15 protein-coding genes and 1 tRNA gene are annotated in these 21,167 nt (G+C 47.8%); 7 read left to right on the forward strand and 9 right to left on the reverse strand.

Annotation, left to right across the window (positions count from 1 at the left end; genetic code table 11):
- The first annotated feature begins 14 nt into the window (after positions 1–14).
- The 3 genes from ACXAIA_RS20105 (at position 15) to ACXAIA_RS20115 (ending at position 2,635) form a co-directional block, all read left to right on the forward strand.
- Positions 15–91: transfer RNA gene (locus ACXAIA_RS20105), tRNA-Met, on the forward strand.
- 278 nt (positions 92–369) lie between these two features.
- Positions 370–1,368, forward strand: coding sequence for a helix-turn-helix domain-containing protein (locus ACXAIA_RS20110; protein ID WP_475350925.1), 999 nt, complete (start codon positions 370–372; stop codon positions 1,366–1,368).
- Between the two features lie 142 nt (positions 1,369–1,510).
- Positions 1,511–2,635, forward strand: a complete 1,125-nt coding sequence (locus ACXAIA_RS20115) for a hypothetical protein (RefSeq protein WP_475350926.1) — start codon at positions 1,511–1,513, stop codon at positions 2,633–2,635.
- Between the two features lie 72 nt (positions 2,636–2,707).
- Here ACXAIA_RS20115 and ACXAIA_RS20120 read toward each other — a convergent pair whose 3' ends face one another.
- Together ACXAIA_RS20120 and ACXAIA_RS20125 are read right to left on the reverse strand one after the other, a co-directional pair.
- Positions 2,708–3,709: a hypothetical protein gene (locus ACXAIA_RS20120; RefSeq protein WP_475350927.1), complete on the reverse strand. Its 1,002-nt coding sequence runs from the start codon at positions 3,707–3,709 to the stop codon at positions 2,708–2,710.
- 289 nt (positions 3,710–3,998) lie between these two features.
- Positions 3,999–5,639 (reverse strand): recombinase family protein, encoded by a 1,641-nt coding sequence (locus ACXAIA_RS20125; RefSeq protein WP_475350928.1) that lies wholly within the window; start codon positions 5,637–5,639, stop codon positions 3,999–4,001.
- Positions 5,640–6,294: 655 nt separating this feature from the next.
- On the opposite strand from ACXAIA_RS20125, the gene ACXAIA_RS20130 reads away from it, so the two are divergent.
- From ACXAIA_RS20130 to ACXAIA_RS20140, 3 genes are read left to right on the forward strand one after another with little or no spacing between them, the layout of a single operon-like run.
- A complete protein-coding gene (locus tag ACXAIA_RS20130; protein WP_475350929.1) occupies positions 6,295–8,319 on the forward strand; it encodes an AAA family ATPase in 2,025 nt (674 codons plus the stop codon).
- A complete protein-coding gene (locus ACXAIA_RS20135) occupies positions 8,316–8,789 on the forward strand; it encodes a DNA phosphorothioation-associated protein 4 (RefSeq protein WP_475350930.1) in 474 nt (157 codons plus the stop codon). The genes ACXAIA_RS20130 and ACXAIA_RS20135 overlap by 4 nt, the downstream gene beginning before the upstream one ends.
- Complete coding sequence (locus tag ACXAIA_RS20140; RefSeq protein WP_475350931.1) at positions 8,790–10,952, forward strand: DEAD/DEAH box helicase family protein; 2,163 nt, start codon at positions 8,790–8,792, stop codon at positions 10,950–10,952.
- 94 nt (positions 10,953–11,046) lie between these two features.
- Here the strand turns inward: ACXAIA_RS20140 and ACXAIA_RS20145 are convergent, their stop codons facing one another.
- The 5 genes from ACXAIA_RS20145 to ACXAIA_RS20165 are packed head-to-tail and all read right to left on the reverse strand — an operon-like array spanning position 11,047 to position 18,252.
- Positions 11,047–11,901 carry an SIR2 family protein gene (locus ACXAIA_RS20145; protein ID WP_475350932.1) on the reverse strand — a complete coding sequence of 285 codons (855 nt, stop codon included), beginning with the start codon at positions 11,899–11,901 and terminating at the stop codon, positions 11,047–11,049.
- A complete protein-coding gene (locus tag ACXAIA_RS20150; protein WP_475350933.1) occupies positions 11,901–12,938 on the reverse strand; it encodes a DUF262 domain-containing protein in 1,038 nt (345 codons plus the stop codon). The genes ACXAIA_RS20145 and ACXAIA_RS20150 overlap by 1 nt, the downstream gene beginning before the upstream one ends.
- Before the next feature lie 27 nt (positions 12,939–12,965).
- Positions 12,966–13,805: a phosphoadenosine phosphosulfate reductase domain-containing protein gene (locus tag ACXAIA_RS20155; RefSeq protein WP_475350934.1), complete on the reverse strand. Its 840-nt coding sequence runs from the start codon at positions 13,803–13,805 to the stop codon at positions 12,966–12,968.
- The gene (locus ACXAIA_RS20160; RefSeq protein ID WP_475350935.1) at positions 13,802–17,191 is read right to left on the reverse strand and encodes a hypothetical protein; all 3,390 of its coding nucleotides are present in this window, start codon (positions 17,189–17,191) and stop codon (positions 13,802–13,804) included. The genes ACXAIA_RS20155 and ACXAIA_RS20160 overlap by 4 nt, the downstream gene beginning before the upstream one ends.
- Positions 17,191–18,252, reverse strand: coding sequence for a DUF4007 family protein (locus ACXAIA_RS20165; protein WP_475350936.1), 1,062 nt, complete (start codon positions 18,250–18,252; stop codon positions 17,191–17,193). The genes ACXAIA_RS20160 and ACXAIA_RS20165 overlap by 1 nt, the downstream gene beginning before the upstream one ends.
- A gap of 52 nt (positions 18,253–18,304) precedes the next feature.
- Here ACXAIA_RS20165 and ACXAIA_RS20170 point away from each other — a divergent pair, with 52 nt between their 5' ends.
- On the forward strand, positions 18,305–19,495 hold the full coding sequence (locus ACXAIA_RS20170; protein ID WP_475350937.1) for a cysteine desulfurase family protein: 1,191 nt from the start codon (positions 18,305–18,307) through the stop codon (positions 19,493–19,495).
- Between the two features lie 141 nt (positions 19,496–19,636).
- Here ACXAIA_RS20170 and traI read toward each other — a convergent pair whose 3' ends face one another.
- Both traI and ACXAIA_RS20180 read right to left on the reverse strand, forming a co-directional pair.
- Entirely contained in the window at positions 19,637–20,770 is a 1,134-nt protein-coding gene (gene traI / locus ACXAIA_RS20175; RefSeq protein WP_475350938.1) for a TraI/MobA(P) family conjugative relaxase, read from the reverse strand.
- Positions 20,767–21,141: a plasmid mobilization protein gene (locus tag ACXAIA_RS20180; protein ID WP_475350939.1), complete on the reverse strand. Its 375-nt coding sequence runs from the start codon at positions 21,139–21,141 to the stop codon at positions 20,767–20,769. Before ACXAIA_RS20180 ends, traI begins: the two co-directional genes overlap by 4 nt.
- Positions 21,142–21,167: the final 26 nt, after the last annotated feature.

The raw sequence follows: 21,167 nt of genomic DNA on the forward strand, positions 1-21,167 counted from the left end.
TAAACACCCACTGACGCGGGGTGGAGCAGCCCGGTAGCTCGTCAGGCTCATAACCTGAAGGTCGCAGGTTCAAATCCTGCCCCCGCAACCACTCTTTCCGATCCGTCGAGTTTTGAGATATAGACTCGACGGATTCGCGAAACAAGAGAAAAAGTTCGGGCGCATACCCTCATCAAGAGGAGGCGGCGCAACCGAGTTTCATTTTCCCAGACTTTTCAAGAATTTAGACAATAAAAAAACCCGCTGTTGGCGCAGCGGGTTCTTGGAAAGGTTTAAACTTGACCCCTCATGAAATCTGAGGTCGAGTTTAGGCGACGGGATCGCTTTGTCAAGAGCAAATGCGATGTTTTAACTCTGCCGATACCACGCATGAATTTTTCATATTCCCAAGCGCAAACCGGCGCGGTTGTAGAATCATCTGCACCGGTCGGAACGTCTGCCGTTGCCCGTTGGCATTGGGTGCAGACACAAATCCTTCATCATCCTGATTTGTCGACAGCCGAAATCTGTGTTGCCGTCGTTCTGGCGTCGCACGTTAATGATCGCACGCGGGCATGCTTCCCCAAGATCGAAACGATTGCCCACGAGACAAGCCTGTCTGATCGCAAGGTGCGTCAGGTGCTTAAGCGTTTGAATGAACTTGGGTTGGTGACCAAGCTAAGGCGAACTGTTGGCCGACTTCGCAATCGCAATGCGTATCGACTGGTCGGTCTTGGTTCTAAACCGGCATCTGATTCCACCAAACCGGCATCTGATTCCCGTGTTAAACCGGCACGGGATGCCGGTTCCAATAAGAAGAACACGGATAAAGAAAAAAACACGGATGAAAAGGAACAAGGAAATGTTGCTTCAAGTACTCTTGTAACCTGCCCGCCTGCCGATAATGATCAATGTTTAATCTTGGCACGGGAATGGCAAAGATTGTCTTCTGAACCGTGGACCTTGGCAAATGCTTATTTAAGAGTAAAGGAGGCTATTGACAGGGTCGGCGTGAATACGGTCACGCATGCCTTTGAAAGAACAAGGTCGCAAAGCGGCATGTTACCAAGGCTAAGTATCCTGAAGGTTCTGGATACACTTAATTATGAAGTCACCTTGACAGACCAAATCAATAAAGTGCCAGCTATGTACGGGGCCAACTCCCCATTAGCTTGGCGTGAGGTGTGTGAGAAGATTGTTAGCAGAGATGTACCAGGATGTAGGAATCCGCGAATGTGGTTGTCGCAAATTCATGCCAGAGTTAAAGATGATACTCTACGCTTAGCTGGGAAGAACAACTGTGTAAGTGACATGGTTCGAAACCATTTGATGGTAATAATTAAGCCGCTGTTGGCTCAATATGGTCTGAAAGTACAGTTGGAGACGTAGCCTGAAAGTATATGTGACGATTGTACACTTCTTGAAGTTGAGCTCATCTGAGAACGCATATGTGTGTGGAGCATGGTAAATGCTATCAGTTACGTTCGGCGAACTTTACTGAAAATCACTCTTTTCGAGGAGGCGACTGAATATGGCTAAACATCTTCCGGGAAAGGTGGCTCGGATTATTAGTGACTTTCTTACGCTGGCTAAGCTTATTGAGCTAATTGAGCACGAAATGGAGAAGCGTATCGTTGCTCGGCATGGTTTAGTCAAGCTGGATGCTCTTCTCAACCTATTGTCTCGTCTCAAAAATGAGATCAAAGTGGCGCTTCCTCAAGCAGGCGGTGCAAGCTTGACGGAACTGACCAGATTGATAAAGCGGCTCAGGAAGGACCTTGAAAACAGTGACCTCGAAACAGGCAGAGATACTTTGGCAGCACATGCTCTGCAATTGGACATTCGGCGGCTTGTCGAAGCTTGGACGTGCATGGGAGCAACTACTTTCGGTGTGCTTGAGCAAGATCTTATTGAAATAGATAAAGAGTTGCGGCGGCTTTCAAAGATCCATCCTAACGTTTTTGCATACCCTGGGGGCGCTAGCCATATAGTGAAGAGTGAATGGCGAGACATATGGAGAAATGAAGGGTATTTGGGGGACCCAATGCGACCTCGCGTGGCGGTGATTTATCCTGGCATTGGAACTGCAAATATAGTCTCAATTGTTCCAGGTGGAAATCCTGATCAAGACGCCCTAATACGTGCCACAGGTTTGGCTACGTTTCTTCGTCAAGTGCGTCTTATGCTGCAGGCTGTCCCAAAAGGGGGAGAAGTTGAGCGATTGTTTGCCGAAATAATGGTCAATGATTACTTCGCTCTTTGGGAATTACTTTTTACTTCTTGCGTGCAGAATACACACGGCCCAGCATCGCTTTGTCTATTGGATTATTGGTTGAGTGGTGACTACGGCGGTGCAAGTGATTTATCGAATTTGAAAGCTGCATGTCATCACGATTTTGAGAATTGGAGAACGCAAATCCGTAACAAATGCTCAGCTCATGTGGATGCAGATATGGATATTTGGTCTGCGGATTTGCAGCATTGGCCAATGACGGTAGATGAGTTGATCGATGAAGCCCTGAGAGTTGTGACGATTTTTGCTCAATGTGCACAGAAGGACATTCGATCTAAATATATCATGATTATTCCAACGATCTGCGGTCCAGAAGTCGTGGGGCTAAGTGGGCAAAAAGGTAAGCTGTGGTGTGACGGTTAGGTTTTGAGTACAGAAAGCATCAAATATAACGGTTGCAATAAAAGGCATTGATTTGTTGGTTGCTAATGTATTTTAGGAAAAATTAGCTTTGAATTGAGAGATGCTAGAGATTTTTGTTTTTATGCCAAAAGATGTAAACGTAACGGCGGCTTTCTGCATAAAGTGTTTATCCGCGGTTACCAAGTGACGGGCTCCCGCTGCATGAATTAAGTGCTTTGCATCCCTCCGCATATTGGACGGACGATTTTTTTTGTTTATTGGCTCCCAGAGCTCAGGATGGAAGTCTAGTAGGTTATAAGCTTCTTCGATCCTTCTCGCCCAAGGGACTTCGTCAATGTTTTCTTTGCGCAAAGCACAAACAGCCTTGGTCGCGTCATACAGTGAACTAGCTATATCGGTGATCGTTTTTGCCGATATGAAATCTTTTAAAGGCTTTATCTCCTCGGGCAATGAAGGTCCGAGAAGACTGTCAGTTTTACATAAATTGGCTAAGGCGCTAGCTGTCCACTCGCGGAATGGCCGCAAGATAGCGGCGTCGTTATGGCCATTGAAAAGATTGTATAGATAATCCTCTAGCAACTGCGGGGAATAAAGCCCATCAGCATCTTCCAACGTCTTACGTAGCGGATGAGTTTTGTGGATCTTGTTAAGGTTTACCTTGTGAGTGGATCCCTGAACTAGAAACAATGGTTCTCGCGAAGCAGCGTCGTCAGGCGGCATGTTGTAGTATAGTTCTGAAATGTTTTCATACTTTAGCTGGGTTATCCAAGGAGCTCCCCAATCTGTATTTGGACCTAGTACTGGGAAATAATTTTTGGTTTTCTTGTCCTGTAAAATAACAGCGTACCCATCGGATACCATAGATAGTGTGGTTAGGTCGTTCTTAATAAGGTTTTCGTCTCGAACTTTTCCTTCTGGCTTTATGTCTAGAAAGTGAATTGGAGAGAATGGAAAACGGTATGAAGCGCTCTTGCGAAGCTTTGTGACTATATTTGAGAAATCTTCATCATAGTCTCTATCGGCATGTTTCAAATGCCAGAATGCATTCGAATCCAAGTAAACGTATTTGACCATGCAATGCTTCCCGTGTGGATGATGTTTTTCATGAAGCCAAGAATGCTAACTGAAATTCTATGCAAGTTATGCTGTTTAGGCGATACAACAAATGAAATGAAAATAATCTAATGTTTTTCCAGCCTGCTGCACGGTAACATCCAAGGAAACGAGTTACTCTTATCAACTGAGCTTTAATGCGTTTTAGCTGTGGGCCGGTTAGGTGACCGAAAGGAATATTAGAAAAATATTGTGCGACAGGAGTAACTTATTGTCTCGCTGGATGTTGCTAAATTAGATCTAAATGTTCTTAGTTTTCTGTGCTTTTGCCTTCAACAGGTCCATTCGCACGCCGTAGTGCTGCCAAATTCAAGGTCGCGACGCACTTGCGCTGCAGATAGTTTTTTCCATCGTCTTGATTGGTTGAAATGGTGAGTGTCTCAATGGCGTGTCGTAATGGCCGCACAACGTCGGGGGCCCGGGTCCAACTGCGCAATCTCTCGACTAGTTTTTGGTGTTGCTGGACGATATTTTTTAGTTGTCGCGGAGGAGAGTTTTCTGATAGTTCGCGCTTGTGATGTGCGATATCTAGCTTCGTGCGTTGGATCTGTTCTGCTTTGTCGTCGAAAAATGCGCGTATTTCAGTTGAACGTGCATCTGGACCTAGTGCGTCGATAACCTTGTTGATGCTGGCGCGAAGATCCTCTAGATGCTGATTCAGGCGTTCAATCTCACGTGCGTGGTGAGCGCGAACTTGCTGTATCTCCTCGCTCTCGAAATGCTCGATGATCTTTGCTTCGTCAAGGTCAGCGATGGCATCCAACACTAGCTTGATGATCTCGTCATAGTGAAGGTTCCTGTTCGCGCAGCCTTTGACAGGGCAGGAATAATGCTTTGCATAGGTCGCTGTGATTTTCTGATCGTGCTCCCCGCAATAGAGTTTGCCGCCAAACACCGCATTTGCACGCTTCTTTGTGACAGCCTGTTTGCGGCGCCATTCCTTTGAGCGGCGAATGGATGTCTCGCGCTTCTCCTCCTCTGTCATCACAGTGGGTATCATTTTGCGCTGAAGGTGTTTGCTGGATCGTTCATCAAGAGCCTTCTGGACCTTTGCAAAAGTCTCATCGTCGATGATGGTCAGTTCGGGGATTGGGACTGTGATCCATTCCTTTTCCGGACGCATGATTGATAGGCGTTTGCCGTTTTCCGGATGTTTGCGGTACTGCATTTTGTTGAAGGTAACGACGCCGTTATAGAGCGTTTGGCGTAACATGCCCGTCTGGCGGACAAACGAGCCAACAAGGCTTGAGGGTGCCCATTTTCCGCCCTTGGGGGAATCAATGCCGCGCCGGTTTAGATCGTCGCAAATATGTTTCAGCTTCCTGCCTTCGGCGTAATATTCAAATATATCGCGAATGATTGCAGCTTGTTCGTCGTTAATCTTGCGCTTGCCGCGAATAGGTTCTCCAAACTCGTCAAGGGCATGAACAAGATCGTAGCCATAAAGTTGACCACCCGGCACACCGCCACGCAGAACAGCCGCGATCACCCCACGATGGGTCTTGTCAGACAGATCCTTGAGATAGAGCGCATTCATGGTGCTTTTCAGGCCAATATGCAGCTCGTTGATTACCCCATCTGTGACGGTCTCAATAGGAAGACCCAAGAACATCATCTTTTTGAAGAAATTGGCCGTATCGGCTTGGTCTCGACTGATGCGGCTCAGATCCTCGGCAACGACACCCTTAAATCGTCCGTTGAGTGCTGCGACCAGAAGGGCACCGATTCCAGGGCGGTTTGCAATGTGAGAACCTGAAATGCCCTCATCAAAAAACACGTCGGCAACCTGATAGCCTTTGACGCTGCAATATTCTCGGCAGCGTCGGATCTGATCCTGGGTACTGGTTTCCTGTTTGTCTGTTGAGTGGCGGGCGTAGATTGCTACATGCACTGATTGTATCCTCGAAGGTTGGATCAGATTGATTACCTTTCGGGATTGCTGATGCGCAAGGGTAAAACAGCGATTTCTCTTAAGGATAGGTATTTAAGAAAATGCTGTAAATACAACGCGCTGTATGTGATTGCATGAGAGTGCATAAGATTGCACGAAAATGCAAAAGATTGCATGATGGTGCACGAGATGGCACAACTTTCACCTGTCGTTGTGGGGGCAGGATAGGTTTGGTGGGCCCACCAAGCAGCCCAAACGGGCTTCCTGCTTATTCGCGTGGCGGTGCCATGCTCAATGAAACCTAAAGACTTCGTGCGTGGGGCGTGGGCTTCACGGAGGATATCAGTAGGTGTCGAGAATGAGGTCGCAGTCTAAGTGTTGCGTTAGCCAGAGCACTAATCCCAATTAATTTGGGAACAGTAGTGCCCAAGTCAGGTTTTAGAAGTCGTTTTGTAATTGGTTCGTAAGAGATTCAGGAAAGTAGCGCATATGTCTGGGGAGACGGAGCTTCAAGATAGCAAAAATGATCCGATCATTCGCGAGATCATTGAGTTAGAACGGCGATATTTCTTCGAGAAACGCAATGTGATTACTGAGAGGCGGAGGTACCTCCGCGAGATTATCGAACGGCACACCAAGGTTGGGGGTGTTGAAGATGATTCTTGAGGAAATACGTCTAAAGGACTTCAGGTGTTTCTTCGGTGAAACGTTTATTCGGTTTTCGGAAGATCCTGAGCGTAATGTGACAATTGTTTATGCAGAGAATGGTGTAGGCAAAACAACACTTCTTAATGCGCTTCTTTGGTGTTTTTATGGAGAAACCACTGAACGTTTCGAAAAGAAACATGAGGTTCTCAATTATAGTGCAAAAAAGATAGGTAGACAAAATGCATCAGTTGAAGTGTTCTTTGAGCACAATAATCAAGATTATGTTGCAAAGAGATTTGCCAATGTTGAAAGATTGGGCGAGAGAGATTTTCTCATCGCTCGCATTGATGAAGGTAGCCAGGTCGAGCTTCCTGCGCCTGATACTTTTATAAACACAGTAATACCGCGGGATATGGCTTCCCATTTTTTATTTGATGGAGAGCACGCGGAAGCTTTTTTGGGTGAGAGCAATAGAGGGTCTATCAGGACGGCTGTGCGCGATATCTTGGGATGTTCACTAATTGAGACCGCTATTGAAGACTTGAAATTTGTTTCAAGCCAATTTCGCAAGCAAATGCCATCGACGACCGCCACCAAAAACATTGAAGATCTGAGTAAACGCGTTGACGCTCTCACAGCGCAAGTTGAAGCTGCAAAAGTTCACATATTGCAGTTGGAGAAAAAGCGCGAACAAACAGATCAACAAGTCAAGGATATTGAAGCTAAACTTCGCAACACAACAGCGGCTAAAGAGCTGCAGCAGAGCCGAGACCAAATAAGCGCACATCTCCAACGTGCATCAAAGCGTGTCAAAGAACATTCAAATGAAGTCTACAAGTGGTTGGGCGAGAATGGTCGCTTCATTGTGTCAAACCGAATTACACAAGAGACATTTTCGTTCCTGGACGAGAAAGAGCACAAGGGGCGAATTCCATCGCCTTACAATGAAGAGTTCGTGAAGGATGTCCTTCAAGCACAAGAATGCATTTGTGGAGCAAGGCTTGAGCCAGGAAGTCCTGAGGCAAAGAAGGTGTCCAGCCTTTTAGAAAAGGCGGCTAATCAAGTCATGAGAGATCGGGTGTCCAAGGTGCGTGCAAGGCTCTCGATGCTCAAGGCTGAGCGGGCGAAGGCTCCAGGCCGTTTGATAAGGGCAAAGGAGCAGCTAGCAGGGGCCAATGAGGATTTAGCAACTGCTGAAGCCCAGCTTGCCGAGATTAGCGAAAAGCTTAAAGGTATCAATTTTGAGGATATTGCAGAGCGGGAACGCAAACGTAGCGAACTCCGAGAGGAGCTAAGAAAGATTGATCGTGAGATCGGCGCATTAGAGACAAATATAATGACCTCTGAGCGCTCCATGACGGAAATTGATAGGCAGATTAATGAGCTTGCAAAGCAAGACAAGCAAACAGCTGTTTACGGTCGAAGACGAAATCTGTGCGATGAAATTCAGCGCAAGTTGCATGAACAGCTCGTAGCTGAAGAAGATGTAGCCCGCAAGGTTCTTCGCGGCGGTATACGAAAAATCCTTGATTCGACGAGCCGTAAGGCTTTCTCCCTGCGGATGACAGACGACTATGAAATTAGTCTGGTCAATTCCGATGGCAATGTGTTGCCAAAGTCCAGTGGTGAGAACCAGCTGTTGGGGTTGGCATTTACCGCCGCACTTGTTGAGTTCGCTAAGATTAGAAAGAATGCTGAGGACTATAGATTGTTGCCAGGCACTATCGCTCCCTTGGTTTTGGACTCTCCCTTTGGTCAACTTGATGAAGCCTATCGTATTGCTACGGCCGAATTTATTCCTCAGATGGCCCGTCAAGTCATACTGCTCGTTTCCAAATCTCAAGGTTCTGATGACGTACTGAATGTTCTTAAGCCTCGGATTGGAGCCGAATACTTACTTGTGCGCCATAATACAGAGCCGCCGGGCGAGCGGGTAAGTGAAAGCCGTTACTTTAAGGGTAAAGAGTTTAAGACGGCTATCTTCGACTCAGAATTTGACGGGACAGAGATTGTGGAGCTGAGAGAGCCATGAGTTCGCGCGCGCCAAACATCAATAGAAGTCGAGTTCATGAAGACATGGTGCAACGGCTAGCCATTGAGAGGCTGCCAAACGCGGACCGTACTCTGTTCCCTACGATTCGAGAGCTTCTCTGCTTTGCCGCTTTGCTTGGGTACTCAGAAAATCGACGTATTCCCCTTGATAGGGAAAAAGGTGTTGAGGATATTTCTTATCAACAATTCGAACGCGGTGATGCTGAAGACTTAATATATCTAATCGCCCTAGCGGAGACGAAAGATCCCGAAATCTTGAAAGATGGGGAGGAGTATCGGTGCGCCGAAATCTTTGAAGAGTATGCGAATGGTGGTCTCTTTATCCTTCAAGAGGCGATGCTTCGAGGAGGTGGAGAGTACCCTGATAGAGACATTCTTGAGCTTCTAAAAGATGGAGGATACTTGAATATCGAGGAGGTTGAGCCAGACCTTTCGGGGATGAAATTTTAGATGTTACGCGATCTGGATTATAACGGGGTCTATAAGTCTGATCTGCACAACATATTGAAAGACTTTTATTTCCCCACACTTTCAGTAGCAAGCCGATATGATCGAGCGGTTGGGTTTTTCTCTGCTTCAACCATCAGTTATGCAGCTCAGGCTCTATCAGTTTTTGTCAAAAGTGGTGGTCAGATTAGACTGATCTTAGGTGCATTTTCCGAGCGAGAAGACCTTGAAGCGGTTAAGCAAGGTTACAGAGATAAAGAGATTTCTGAGAAGATTGGAAGTGAGCTCTTGTCCATGATCTCCAATGTCAGTGATGATCTTTTTCAGAATCGCTTTGATACGCTTTCCTGGCTCGTGGCGCATGGACGTCTTGATGTGAAAATTGCTCTTCGAGAACGTGGAATGTACCATGATAAGGTTGGGATTATAACTGACGATGCTGGCGATAGGGTTGTCTTTTCTGGTTCGGCGAACGAGAGCACATATGCGCTTCTTCCAACGCACAATTATGAGTCCATAAACGTATTTCGGACTTGGATACCCGAACAGTCTGAATTTTATGATCCTCATATCGATAGTTTTGAACGCCTTTGGCGCAACGAGAGCAAATCAACCGCAGTTATAGATATTCCAACTGCCGTAAAGGAAAAGCTTATTAAGACCGCCCGCGCACTTGACTATACCCCGGATCCGGAAATTGAAGCTGAGATCGCAGCGCGACTTGTTGGAAAGATGGGGGGCGCGCACAGCACTGCGTCCGGGAAGCCAAAAGAACCAACTACGATCAATGGTCAGCCGTTCAAAATGCGGGAACACCAAATCGAGGCACTTGAGTCCTGGAAAGCGAAGGGAGACTTCCAAGGCGTATTTGACCTCGCGACGGGTGCGGGCAAGACCATTACAGCCATTCACGCACTCGTTAAACTGTCAGAGAACATCGACGGACTTACCTGCGTGATCGCGGTGCCCTATCAGAACCTTGCTGACCAGTGGGTTGATATATTGGCAACGTTCAATGTTTATCCGGTCAAGTGCTATGTCTCTCGCGCTCATTGGGAAGATAAACTGAGCAATATGGTCCATGAGTTGAAAATGGGTAGCCGTAAATTTGGGTCAGTTGTGGTCGTGAACCGCACTTTGAAAAGTCCGGAGTTCCAAGATTGCCTCTCGAAGATTAACGGCCAACGTCTTCTATGGATTGGCGACGAATGCCACCATCACACGTCTAGAGCTTATGAAGGCTTTCTTCCAGAGCATGCACGTTATCGAATTGGTTTGTCTGCTACGTCTCAGCACTATCTAGACGAAGAACGCAATGAACGGCTAAGTGAGTTTTATGGAGATATTGTCTATAGTTACACTCTTAAACAGGCGATCCAGGATAAAGTTCTAACACCCTATGTTTATTATCCTCACCTCGTAGAGTTTACGGAAACCGAGGCCGAAGAGTTCGTCGAGCTGTCAGAGCAAATCGGACGTATCACGGCTCGGCAGAGAGGCAAAACAGCCGAGATGGCCCCGCAGCTGACAGGATTGCTGATGCGTAGAGCGCGACTTGTCGGTTCGGCAGCGAATAAACTTCCAGCATTGGAAGCGGTTTTGAAGGGGGAAAAACCAACCCAGCACACACTTTTTTATTGTGGAGATGGCTCGGTTGAAATTGATGAGGGTGAAGCCATCACAGAAGAAGGCAACACCCAAAGCAAAAGACAGGTCGAAGCTGTCAGCTCGTTGCTTCACAGCATGTCATGGGATGTGTCACGATTTACTTCGCGGGAATCCCGAAGAGACAGAGAGAACATTCTGGAGAACTTTAGGCTTGGTATCATCGATGCGATGGTTGCCATCCGATGCTTAGATGAAGGCATTGACGTGCCTGCGTGTGGTGCTGCCTATATACTGGCTAGCTCTAGGGATCCGCGCCAATTCGTCCAACGGCGCGGACGTATTCTGCGGCGCTCTCCAAACAAGGAACGCGCACTAATCCATGACTTTATCGTTGTTTTACCTACTGGTTGGGAAGATGGTTCCGACTATGCTAAGCGGCTCATCAAATCAGAACTTGGCCGTGTCGCAGAGTTTTCGTCACTCTCCGAAAACCGCTCTGAGGCTTATGAAGCGCTTGCTCCTGTGCTGCGTGCGTATGATTTGGAGCACATGGTATAGAATAGAAGTTTCGGAATAGAAGACGGCACGTAAAAATCTATATCAACGGGGCTAGGAGGGGTAACCTTAGGTACCCCTAGATTTATCAGGCAAGCTAGACATCACAGTCTTTGAGGAAGTCGAGGAATAAGTTTATGTCCTCATAGTTGTTGTCGGAAGATATTGGGATGATCCTCATGTTATAGTCTTTCTTCCAGCGACCGCGTTCTGTATCTCCGATTTGGTCAGTTGTCATAAGTGCATAATGAGGAATTCCGCCTTCTGGGAAGGCGGCGTTAATGTAATTTAATAGAAGCTTTAATTCAGGATCTTGGAGGGATGAACCCAAGAAGATGACAGAATACATAGTAAAAATTGATTGCAGCGCGCTTTGGTAGCCTGGTTCTTTATATAGAACGCGTCTGTAATCTTTATCGGTCAGAATAATATTTTCGGGCGCGGTTTTGGCGTCGCCATGAGCTTTCAGAAGGAAAAATGATCTCTTATACAAATCGCGTTGCAGCGCGTGAGCTTCGTAGTACTTGTACCCTTGTCTAAACTGACCGCTCGCCGCGAATGCCTGTTCGATCAGCATGTCGTAATTTGTTGTGATAATGAACCGGTTTTTTTCAAGAGATATTAGACGTTCATGGGCAGGGGACGGCTTTAAGTCAGGGTGTCCAAAGGTATCCTCAATAACTGTCTTAAATTCTACGCCTAATATCTCCTTCATTTCCTGAGCAAGCATTAGGAACTTGTTTGGGTCTTTTGCAAGTTCTTTGCAATCATTTGCCTTCTCGGTCGAAATCGAATGATCGCTCTCTGCTTTCTCAATGAGCTTTTCTAGTAGGCCGCTCCAAGCAGGCAGTTTTGCGCCCATAGAAAGTCCAGCTCCAACAAATACACCACATTTACCGTCCCTGTAGGCATCGAAGAGCTCGGTTGGAATGTCTTTCTTTTCAAGAGGCATCACGAAATCCCCATAGCTCTTTTAAATATTCGATCAATTACGTTTGCTCTTTGTTGTAGATTTGAGCGTTCTCCGCCGGAGATCTTAAATGCAAGAATATACGCATAAAGATCTTTGCTATCCGCCGATGGATTTCCGTCAAGTAGTTTCTCAGGCTCTGCATTGTGCTTTCTTCTGTTAGCCTCAAAGGTCAAGTATGCATTCGCAAACTTACCAATGTGGGTCTTGGATATCTGAGATCTGTGTCGATAAAGAAAGTAGAATAGATCAACAAATATCCACTTTTGCGTTATTTTCTTAGACGAGATTTCGTTTACATCTTTTAGGACGTCTAGAATATCGTTCGCTTCTGCGATGAGTGGTGCGTAAACATGGCTGTCCAATGTATATGTGTAATCATCATGCAGCTGAGGTGCCTTCGCATCACGTTTTCCATCGTGTAGGCAAACAGAAAGGGCGTGGGCGAGGTAGTCTTGGTGCTTGAAGCGCGCAGAGGATATTTTTGAATCTTTAAAGAAAGCATGTGTTCTGGATACGGTATCAACAGCCTGACGGTATCCGGTCTGAATTGCATTTCGCAACTCAGCTGGGTTTAGGCGAACCCCCATCTGCATGCGAGAAAAAACTATCGAAATTTCAGGCTGTTGAGCCTTCTCAATGTAGGCGATTACAACTTCGAAGTCTTCGAACGTGTCTCTTAATCTTTCGGGAAGTTCCTCGAACTTTTTTCCCCCGATTGGTTGATCTCCAATGTTGGGAGCCTCGCTACTTAAGCAAACATCGCCATCTAAAAAAGCCCAGATCGCCCTGAGCCGTTGCTGGCCGTCCACAACCTCATAACGAAATGGCTGGGAACTCTTTCCTCGATCCCAAAGGTAGATCATTGGAATGTCATAGCCGCGAAGAATTGAATCAATTAATAATGCTTGTTTCGACTCAGGCCAAACGGGCCCACGTTGCCAAGAAGGGTCCAAGCGAACTTCATCACGTATTTTAACTAGATCGCTCAGTTTTTTGGTCTTGTGCTTGATGTCCATTTGGATCCCGAATTTATACTTATGTCATTATTTGTGGCAAGAAAGACATCCCTTCGATTGGCCAAACAATTCGTCAATATCGACTTCTTCATCGTTCGTTCGGAGAGGATTTTGATTGCGTTTCGCTTTTGCCCGTTCAAGCCGCTTTTCATAATCTTTCTTAATATGCTCTACTCGCTCAGGTTGCGTCAGCTCTTCAAGTGATTCCCCTTGGGACCAAGTGAAAGGGGAACCGTTGTCCACGGCATCCTTCTCATAAGATTTAGCTTCCTCAAAAGCCTCTGGGTGTTGTTCTTTTAGTCGCACCCACTCGATTTTCTGTTGGTAGAAACAGAATGTGCAACCACTACGTGATCGCCAATTATAGTACTTTGGTAAGCCTAAACCCGATGCGTCGAGAAGATCAATTACGCCTGTTTTGTCAATTCCTGCTTCCTTGAAAGGCAATCGGACCTTTAGTCGCTCGTGTTTCGAACTGTAGCCCTCTCGATACTCCTCATCTGCCCGGATTGCGACATAGCTATAGACTGTGGTCCCATCTGCTAAGATTGGGCGAAGCCAATGCTCGAAGGGGCGGAGCTTAAGTTGTCTGGTGCACCAGCGCGTTTGAGGTGACGGAAGGAAATTATTGTATTGTTTGAGCCAGAAATCGAAGTCGCGATCAGGGTTTAGGTAAAGGATAGATTTGCCCAAAAAACCTTCAAGACGTCCAAGGAATTCATAAACTTCAGGCAGTTCTTTGCCGGTATCCGTAAAGAAGTATTCTATGTCCAGTTCGGGGTGATGTTGACGCATATAGACTGCAAGGGCGGCACTATCTCTTCCTCCCGAAAGGCCCAGGACATGTTTTTCTGATGAGTTCGTCACGAGACTACTCTTTCAGTTGGGGTTTCGTTGTTTTTTTCGATATCCACCATGAAACGTGAACTTAGTTCTGCTAGCGCTGCAAGCACCATCCTGCGCTTTCTGTCGTCGCTAGTGTCAATGACGCTTTCAAGTTGAGAAATGATCTTGTCGATTTGTTCTCGCTCGCCTTCAATTACTTCGAACTCCGCATGGAGGGGCGCAGGGCGACCATTTAAGCCTACCACCACTGCCATGGCGTGACGCTTGTCAGAGCGTCCTTTGACACGCGCAAAGTTCTCTGATCGAATAAACTTCTGTGCGAGGTCGGCTAGTTCAACTGATGCTCGATCCAGGTCTGGGTCAGTCCAATCTCTGGAAGGTTTGTTCGCTGCGAGGCTTGTAATACCCTCGACGTCTTCAACTGTTCCTTCGAACCTTGCAAGTCGACCAATGAAGGCGTTAAGGCGGAAGTCACCGCTGATCTCGATAATGTTCTCTGCACGTTCGCGTAATTCGGCCAGTGCTTGCGGAGACTTATTAGGTACTTGTAGTTCGGAAAGCATGAGATCCGTTAAACGGACAAGCATTGACGGATATGAATCAACGAGTTCTTCGAGCCCTGCGCGGACGTCATTTACGACTGATTGGATCTCTGTTTCGCTTTCCAGAGCGCCACGTTCCCCAAAGGCTGCCGGAATATCATCAAACAGGAACTTATTCGGATCATTGGCTAGTTTGAATAGGTCTCTAACGCGTATTGCGTTCGCTGAAAGCTGTGTGGTGCGCTTGGTCCAAGATTGAAGTTTGTCGAAGATCGCGATCAGTCCGCGTGCAACATCAATTGGTGCCAAATGTGTGAGGCTGTTGCCTGTGTCAAGGTTCCGAACCACTTCCGCCATGCTCGAAAGAAGGCGTCTGGACAATGCAGAAAGATCCATCCAACGAAGCTGAATTGCCTTCGCATCCTTTGCAAGGATTTCTGCATCAATGTCTTTGAAGCGCGCCTGGAAAACACCCTCTCGGTATAGGGCAACCTGCTCGCGTTGGGAAAGGATGAAGGCTACCGCAAGTATGGGCATAAGGCCGTCTTTTACGCCAAATGGCGGCTTTGACCAAAGATCATAAATTTCTGCCACGCTTACTGTGCGGTCGCCCGCTTGTTTCAGTAGTTCACTTGCAGCCTCCCACAGTAAATGAAGGCCACAAGGGTCGTTAGTTTTTGAGGGTGAGCTAAATTGCCACCCTTCTCCATGGTCGGCATAGAGGCCTGTTGCCTCCAAGAGTGACACGTAAAGGCCTCCTTCCGCAGGATATCCTTCAATACCTAGGCGCGGAGACCCTTCCTTTGCGACCATTGCACGGAGCAAAGCATTTTGCGCAGCAGTTGCATTGCTTGAGGGCTTGATGCGGTTGAGAAGCTCATTGTTAAGTTTCGGGGAATTGGGATAGCGCGCAGCTGCGAGCTCTGAAGCAACATTGTTGAGTTCTGCATGCTGCCACTGTTGTGGCTCCCGGTCTTTTAGATACCAAGTGGCGTTATCGAACGCGCGACGAATTTCTTCTTCAATTTGTCCCTGCAAGACAGCCTGACGGGCTTGCAGCTCGCGTTGTGCCACGGCATCGCCCGCAAGGTCTGTGTGTTCTTCTTGCACTTCATGAAGCGCAATCAGTTCTCGCGCGAAGTTTGTAATTGCCCAGGCTCTCTGTGACATGCCCGTCGCGACATCCCATTCTTTAGATTCATCGGCTGCTGCGCGACAAATCTCCTGAGCTTGTTCGTTTGTTTCTCCTTCTGTAGGTATCGCTAGTAGGAATTCACCTATTGTACCTCCATGAGGATGGTAGGAGCGAACACGCTCTTTAAGGCTGCTCAAGGCTGTGACGCCTACGTTGAACCAACGTAGGGCTCCTGTTTCATGGTAGTGACGTTTTGCAAGGATTGGCTGCAGTCCTGCCAGCTTTTGCAGGGCAGTGAAATCCACTTCCCGAACATGCTCCAATGCTTCTTGCACCGCGCGATCAATGTCGAAGTCACTGCCTGCGTAGATCACATAGGCGTCGGCGAACTTTCTGTATATGACAAGGGACCAGGACTTAAGCTGCTGGAGGGTTGCGTCAATCTGCGCTTTTGATGTTCCATCTACACAAGTAGCAAGCAACTCATCCGTTGGCACTAGACCGGATCTCTCCTTGAAGAGGTCAATGAGTGCTATTGCCTTCAATAGTTTAAGGTGGAGCTCATCGCCACCAAGCGCCTCGCAGCGCTCGATTGCTTCTGCTGCCATTGCCCATCTGTGACCGTCTGGTGAGGCGAGAATAGAGGGTTCCAAGTTGACGCGCAGATAGTTCCAAAGGCGGTCGGGTTCGTAAAGGCTATCCTCGGTGTTGTGGCGAATGAAATCTTGAAAACCAGAAGGCTCTGCTGAATTGAGGAAGCCAAAAATGCTTCGTTGGTTTTGGCCAAAGCGGCGACGCGATATGGGGCCGAGCAAGCAGGTTGTAACGGGGTGTAAAGGCCAGCACCCCTCAAGGGTTTCTGCTAGATAGGTAGATGCTGCAGGGCGCTGACGTTTAATTTCCGACGCAACGACACTCGCAATCTTTCCAGGTTCGGATGCGGTACGACCGTTTTCGATTGCACGTGAGATTAACTCTATCTGCTCTTCACCTGCAGCATTGACGGCGAGGTCAACAAAACGCCCTTGTATTTTCGACCATTCATCACGCACTTCGCGAGATAGGCGGTTGGCATACTCTTCGAAAGCTTGGTGAAGGATTCCAACTACAATCAATCGACCAGAACTACGTGACGCTGCCTCAGCGAGTAACTGAAATAGGTAGACGTCTGCGCCTTCTTGAGCTGCGGTCTCCAGGAACTTTCCCATTTCGTCAATGAAAAGGATCACGCCGCCATATGTGCGGGGTTTCGCATTCGCTAGTTCTGTTAGGGCTGCAACTACTGCGTCGTCGGTCCAATGTCCTTTAGTTGGTGGACTGACTAGACCCTGTTCTTGCAAGGTTTCCCCTATAACGGTTGCCGCGTCATCGCGACGACCAACGATGGGAACGGTTCGCCATCCTTTTGTTTTGGGAGGCAAAGCAGCATAGATCTGCTTTGCATGGGCCTTTCCAATTGACCTTTCGGCCTTTTGTTTAAGTGCGCTATCGCCACCCAATAGGGCGCTTAATGCAACGACAAGGCTCGACTTCCCACTTCCATAGGGGCCAGTCCATGTAAATGCACCATGACCAGTTTCCGATACGTGTTGTCCGATAGAGAGCAATACCTCTATCGAGGACTTCGGGCAGACATAGCCTTCCAAAGCAGCCGCGTCGTTGTAGTCTGAGTCGATACGGATAGAGCGTTGGAAGCGTCTTGCAACATATACGCTATCTTCGAGTGCCATCACGCAGCTGCCTTTGTTTTCTTAGGTTGATAGTCTGAGACGGCATAGTCGAGTGCGGTATCCTCTTCTAGAGACACTTCACGAAATACTTGTTTGAGGCCTGCAGTTTCAGACCATCGGAAAGCGCCGTCAGTGAACTCCTCAAGATCAAGTAATCGATCAGCAATGTCGTTTTCGTCGAGAAGAAACGCGCGCCCCGGAGATCCGGGTTCATGAGCAATAGCCTCAAAAGACAATGTTTGTGCCGTTGAATAGTGTTTCCAGAAATTTATCAAAGCATACAAGAATACACCGTTCCCTAGGGTGGATTTTGGGCCACGGGCAAATCTGAAGCCATCTCGCTTGCCAACCGCTTTGATTAACCCTAACTCCGAAAGTGGGGATTCTAGTGTGTCTTCAGGCGAAGTCTTGCCAGAAGGAATCTTTGCAGCGTAGGTGCGGAGAAAACACTCGACATCACGCCTAATTGTAGTAGCAGAAACTCGTGGCCAAGCACGATCTTCCGCAACTTTTTCAAGGGCTCGAACAAGTCTCTCACGTTCAAACGTTGCGCCCGGAAAATTGTTGAAACTCCAATGCCAAGTCGTTTTTTCGGGCCGCCCTGCTAAATGCCAATGAATTAACCAAAGGCTTGCAGGGTGCTCCATATACGGATCGAACCCGTTCTTGCCAAAAATTTGATCTCCAAGCTCAGTGGTAGTCAGCTCGTTCGCGCTTTCGCCATCGGCGATAATGCCGCAGCAGGTCGCCCAATGACGCATAGAGGAGACCATATTCTTGCCAACCCCAAACCGCGCGATTGCATCTTCACTAGTGAAGACGGTTTTGCTGTTAGGGGCGCCTGCATGCTCCGCGACCGCATCATAGGCCTTTTTTAGCCATCCGTAGCGTAACGGAAAGGTTTCGTGTCCGGAAAACTGAGGCTTATATGTGTCTTGAAAAATTGGGCCGCGTGGCATCGCTTTTTGTCCTGGATTGTTGATCCAGGTCGACATTAACGCATAAAATGTAGTAGGGTCAATTTCATTCCTGGAGATATCCTCCAGAAAGGCAGCGAACAAGCTCTCGTGTTATTGTTCGAGGTTGATTTTAAGTTAAGTGTTTGATGTGTAAGTGCAAAATAACAACATGATATATCTTGATCACCATGCGACAACACCGCTCGACCCTAGGGTTCGTGAAGCTATGCAGCCCTATTTCGGCGAAAAATTTGGGAATCCCCATTCGTCGGACCATGCAGTCGGCTGGGAAGCTTCTAAGTCGATTGAAGTTGCAGCAGATGCAGTAGCTGCAATGATCGGTGCAGATGGAGATGAGATTATCTTCACATCTGGAGCAACCGAGGCCAATAACATGGCATTGTTGGGAGTTGCAGGGCATGCAGTTGGTGGGACCCGAAATAAAGTTCTCTTAAGTGCTACGGAGCATAAATGCGTTCTTGAGGTGGGGCGTGTACTGGAACGTCGGTTTGGGCTTAAGGTCAAGAGAATACCGGTAGACTCTGAAGGACGCCTTGATCTGAATTTCTTGGCTGCAGAACTTGACGAAGATGTTCTGCTAGTCTCTGTCATGGCTGTGAACAACGAGATTGGAACGCTGCAAGATATTTCTGAAATCGCGCGAATGACTTATCAAGTCGGCAGTTTGCTACACTGTGATGCAGCGCAAGCACCTTGTGCGATAGAAATGTCAATGTTTGCAGACTGGGCTGACTTGCTAAGTCTATCTGCTCATAAGATGTACGGACCAATGGGGGTCGGCGCTCTGTTTATCAGGAGAGAGCTTCAGAGTAGAATCGAGCCACTTGTGCACGGTGGAGGGCAGCAAAATGGGTTGAGGTCTGGAACGTTGCCAACAGCTCTGTGTGTTGGGTTTGGTTGTGCAGCAAAGCTTGCCTCCAATGAACATTCCAGTGTTGAACGAGAAATTTTGGCATGTCGCAGAGACTTCCTTCTCGAGCGCCTTAGGACGCTGCCGTATCCTAATTGGATAAATGGTCCAAACAATCCAAAGTACCGCCATCCTGGCAACATCAATATTGGCTTCAAAGGGGTTGTTGCTGCTGATCTTTTAGGTAGGGTTCAACCAAATCTTGCAGCAGCAACCGGGTCAGCCTGTACAAGCGGGATTCCCGAACCATCGCACGTGCTTCGAGCAATAGGCCTAAGCGATGACGAAGCCGGGGCATCTATAAGGCTTAGCGTTGGCAGATATTCGACTGAAGAAGAGTTGGCTGAGGCTGCTCATATTCTAGGGGCTGCATTGGAGAAGACATTTAGCGAGAGCTCTTCAATTTTCGCATAGATCGTCGCATCTCTTCAGCGTTGTTCGATATGTCATAATGAGAGTTCATGTTTGCTGAGTTGAATATTCAGCTGATAGTTCTTGCAATAGTGAGGAAGTTAAAAACGTTGAGATGGCAAGGGATAGCTTAGATGTCTTACTCTAGCTCAGTGTGCCTAAGGCTATGTTTTTTTCTGGAGTGGGTGTTTGGGAATGGGGCTGTACCGGCTTACTCGAAAAAATACCGAGCATCTCACGATGTGCAATGATTAGTACCATTGCGAGCGGATCCTGAGATGATTCCATCAGAAGAAACTCCTTCCAATTCCGCAAAGCTCTATTGGTCATACTTGGCTGCTGATGTACGAATCTCCGAGCGCTGAGATAGCGTCGCCAGAGGGGCGAAGTGTTGTGATTTCGAACGAGCGGTCGAGGCTTGTAGCGTCGATCTGGCTTGGTTCGGTATTTGCCTTCTTTGGTTAATCCGGTTTGCCGCACCTCAAACTTCCCGAACCGCTCTTCCAGTTTGTTCTTACTGCAAGATCGATCTAGCTGACTGGCTTTCATCGCCTGACCATCTGGGCTCATCAGCGCCATGCCATTGCCGCGCAACTTGAGGCTAATGTTATATCGAGCCAGAACCTCGTGCGCTTCCTGCCAATTTGTCGCGTTCCCCAAACCTTCCAATATTTCCTCATGGTGTTTCAACACATGCCTCTGGAATGATTCTTGCCATGTGTGTGCTTCATAGTTCCGTGCTGTAGGTGAGAGTTTGTTGGGATCGCGCTCTTTGCCATCAGTCATACCGGGATCAATAGTGAGGCCATATTTCTTCTCCATCTCGCGCGAGACCTTGGCGAGGATCTTAAAATCGCGATGTGGCGTGACGACCTTGAGTGTTTCCGGATGTACCTTGTTAAAGGCAATATGCATGTGGAAATTTTCGGTGTTGATATGCGTTCCCGCCACACGCTGATGATCGCCGTAGCCAAGTGCCTTGGCATATTCCGCCTCGATGGCCATCAGATCATCTTTGGTCAGTTTGTCCTGATCACCAGGCCGGAATGAAACAACAAGGTGATAGGTCTTATCGGCGATATCGGGCTTTTGCCGTCGAACCGCTTCAATCTCCACAAGGGCGAGATCGATATCCTCGATATTTGTGCCGGCATCGCAATTGCGGATCCAGAACTGATGGAGTTTCTCGCCTTTTTCTTCGGCTGCGGCGATGTATCCGCCAAGGCGCGTGTAATTATCCGGCAGCCCTGACTTTTTGCCGATTTTGGTCGCGATCATGACTTGCCCTGCTTATCTATGCCCGGTTGAAGCTGATTGCGGATCTCGCCAACGGCGGCTTTGAGCTCTGCCTGCGTTCCTTCAATATCGCGGATCAGATCATCGAACTTTTTGAGGAGATCGGCTGACAGCGGCTCATCAAGGGCCAACTTGAATAGGTTCCCGAGCCGTGCCTGGTCAGCGTTGATCTTGAGCAAATCCCTAATGCCTTGCCATGCGGCAAAATCGCTGGCACTGGGCAATTTGGTATTCATCAACAAGCGTTTGAGCAGTTCGGAGCGGGATAGACGCATCTGATGAGTCAACTGATCGATGCGTTCTTTCTCTTCGTCGTTAAGATAGGTTTTTATGACGTGGCGTTCGGTGGCCATGGCATGATTCCAGTGTCGATAAATAG

This window comes from Thalassospira sp. ABL2_045, assembly GCF_056161285.1.

Coding starts and splice junctions, on each gene's coding strand:
- ACXAIA_RS20110 (WP_475350925.1), top strand. CDS start 370: ATGAATTTTTCATATTCCCAAGCGCAAACCGGCGCGGTTGTAGAATCA.
- ACXAIA_RS20115 (WP_475350926.1), top strand. CDS start 1,511: ATGGCTAAACATCTTCCGGGAAAGGTGGCTCGGATTATTAGTGACTTT.
- ACXAIA_RS20120 (WP_475350927.1), bottom strand. CDS start 3,709: ATGGTCAAATACGTTTACTTGGATTCGAATGCATTCTGGCATTTGAAA.
- ACXAIA_RS20130 (WP_475350929.1), top strand. CDS start 6,295: ATGATTCTTGAGGAAATACGTCTAAAGGACTTCAGGTGTTTCTTCGGT.
- ACXAIA_RS20135 (WP_475350930.1), top strand. CDS start 8,316: ATGAGTTCGCGCGCGCCAAACATCAATAGAAGTCGAGTTCATGAAGAC.
- ACXAIA_RS20140 (WP_475350931.1), top strand. CDS start 8,790: ATGTTACGCGATCTGGATTATAACGGGGTCTATAAGTCTGATCTGCAC.
- ACXAIA_RS20145 (WP_475350932.1), bottom strand. CDS start 11,901: ATGCCTCTTGAAAAGAAAGACATTCCAACCGAGCTCTTCGATGCCTAC.
- ACXAIA_RS20150 (WP_475350933.1), bottom strand. CDS start 12,938: ATGGACATCAAGCACAAGACCAAAAAACTGAGCGATCTAGTTAAAATA.
- ACXAIA_RS20160 (WP_475350935.1), bottom strand. CDS start 17,191: ATGGCACTCGAAGATAGCGTATATGTTGCAAGACGCTTCCAACGCTCT.
- traI (WP_475350938.1), bottom strand. CDS start 20,770: ATGATCGCGACCAAAATCGGCAAAAAGTCAGGGCTGCCGGATAATTAC.
- ACXAIA_RS20180 (WP_475350939.1), bottom strand. CDS start 21,141: ATGGCCACCGAACGCCACGTCATAAAAACCTATCTTAACGACGAAGAG.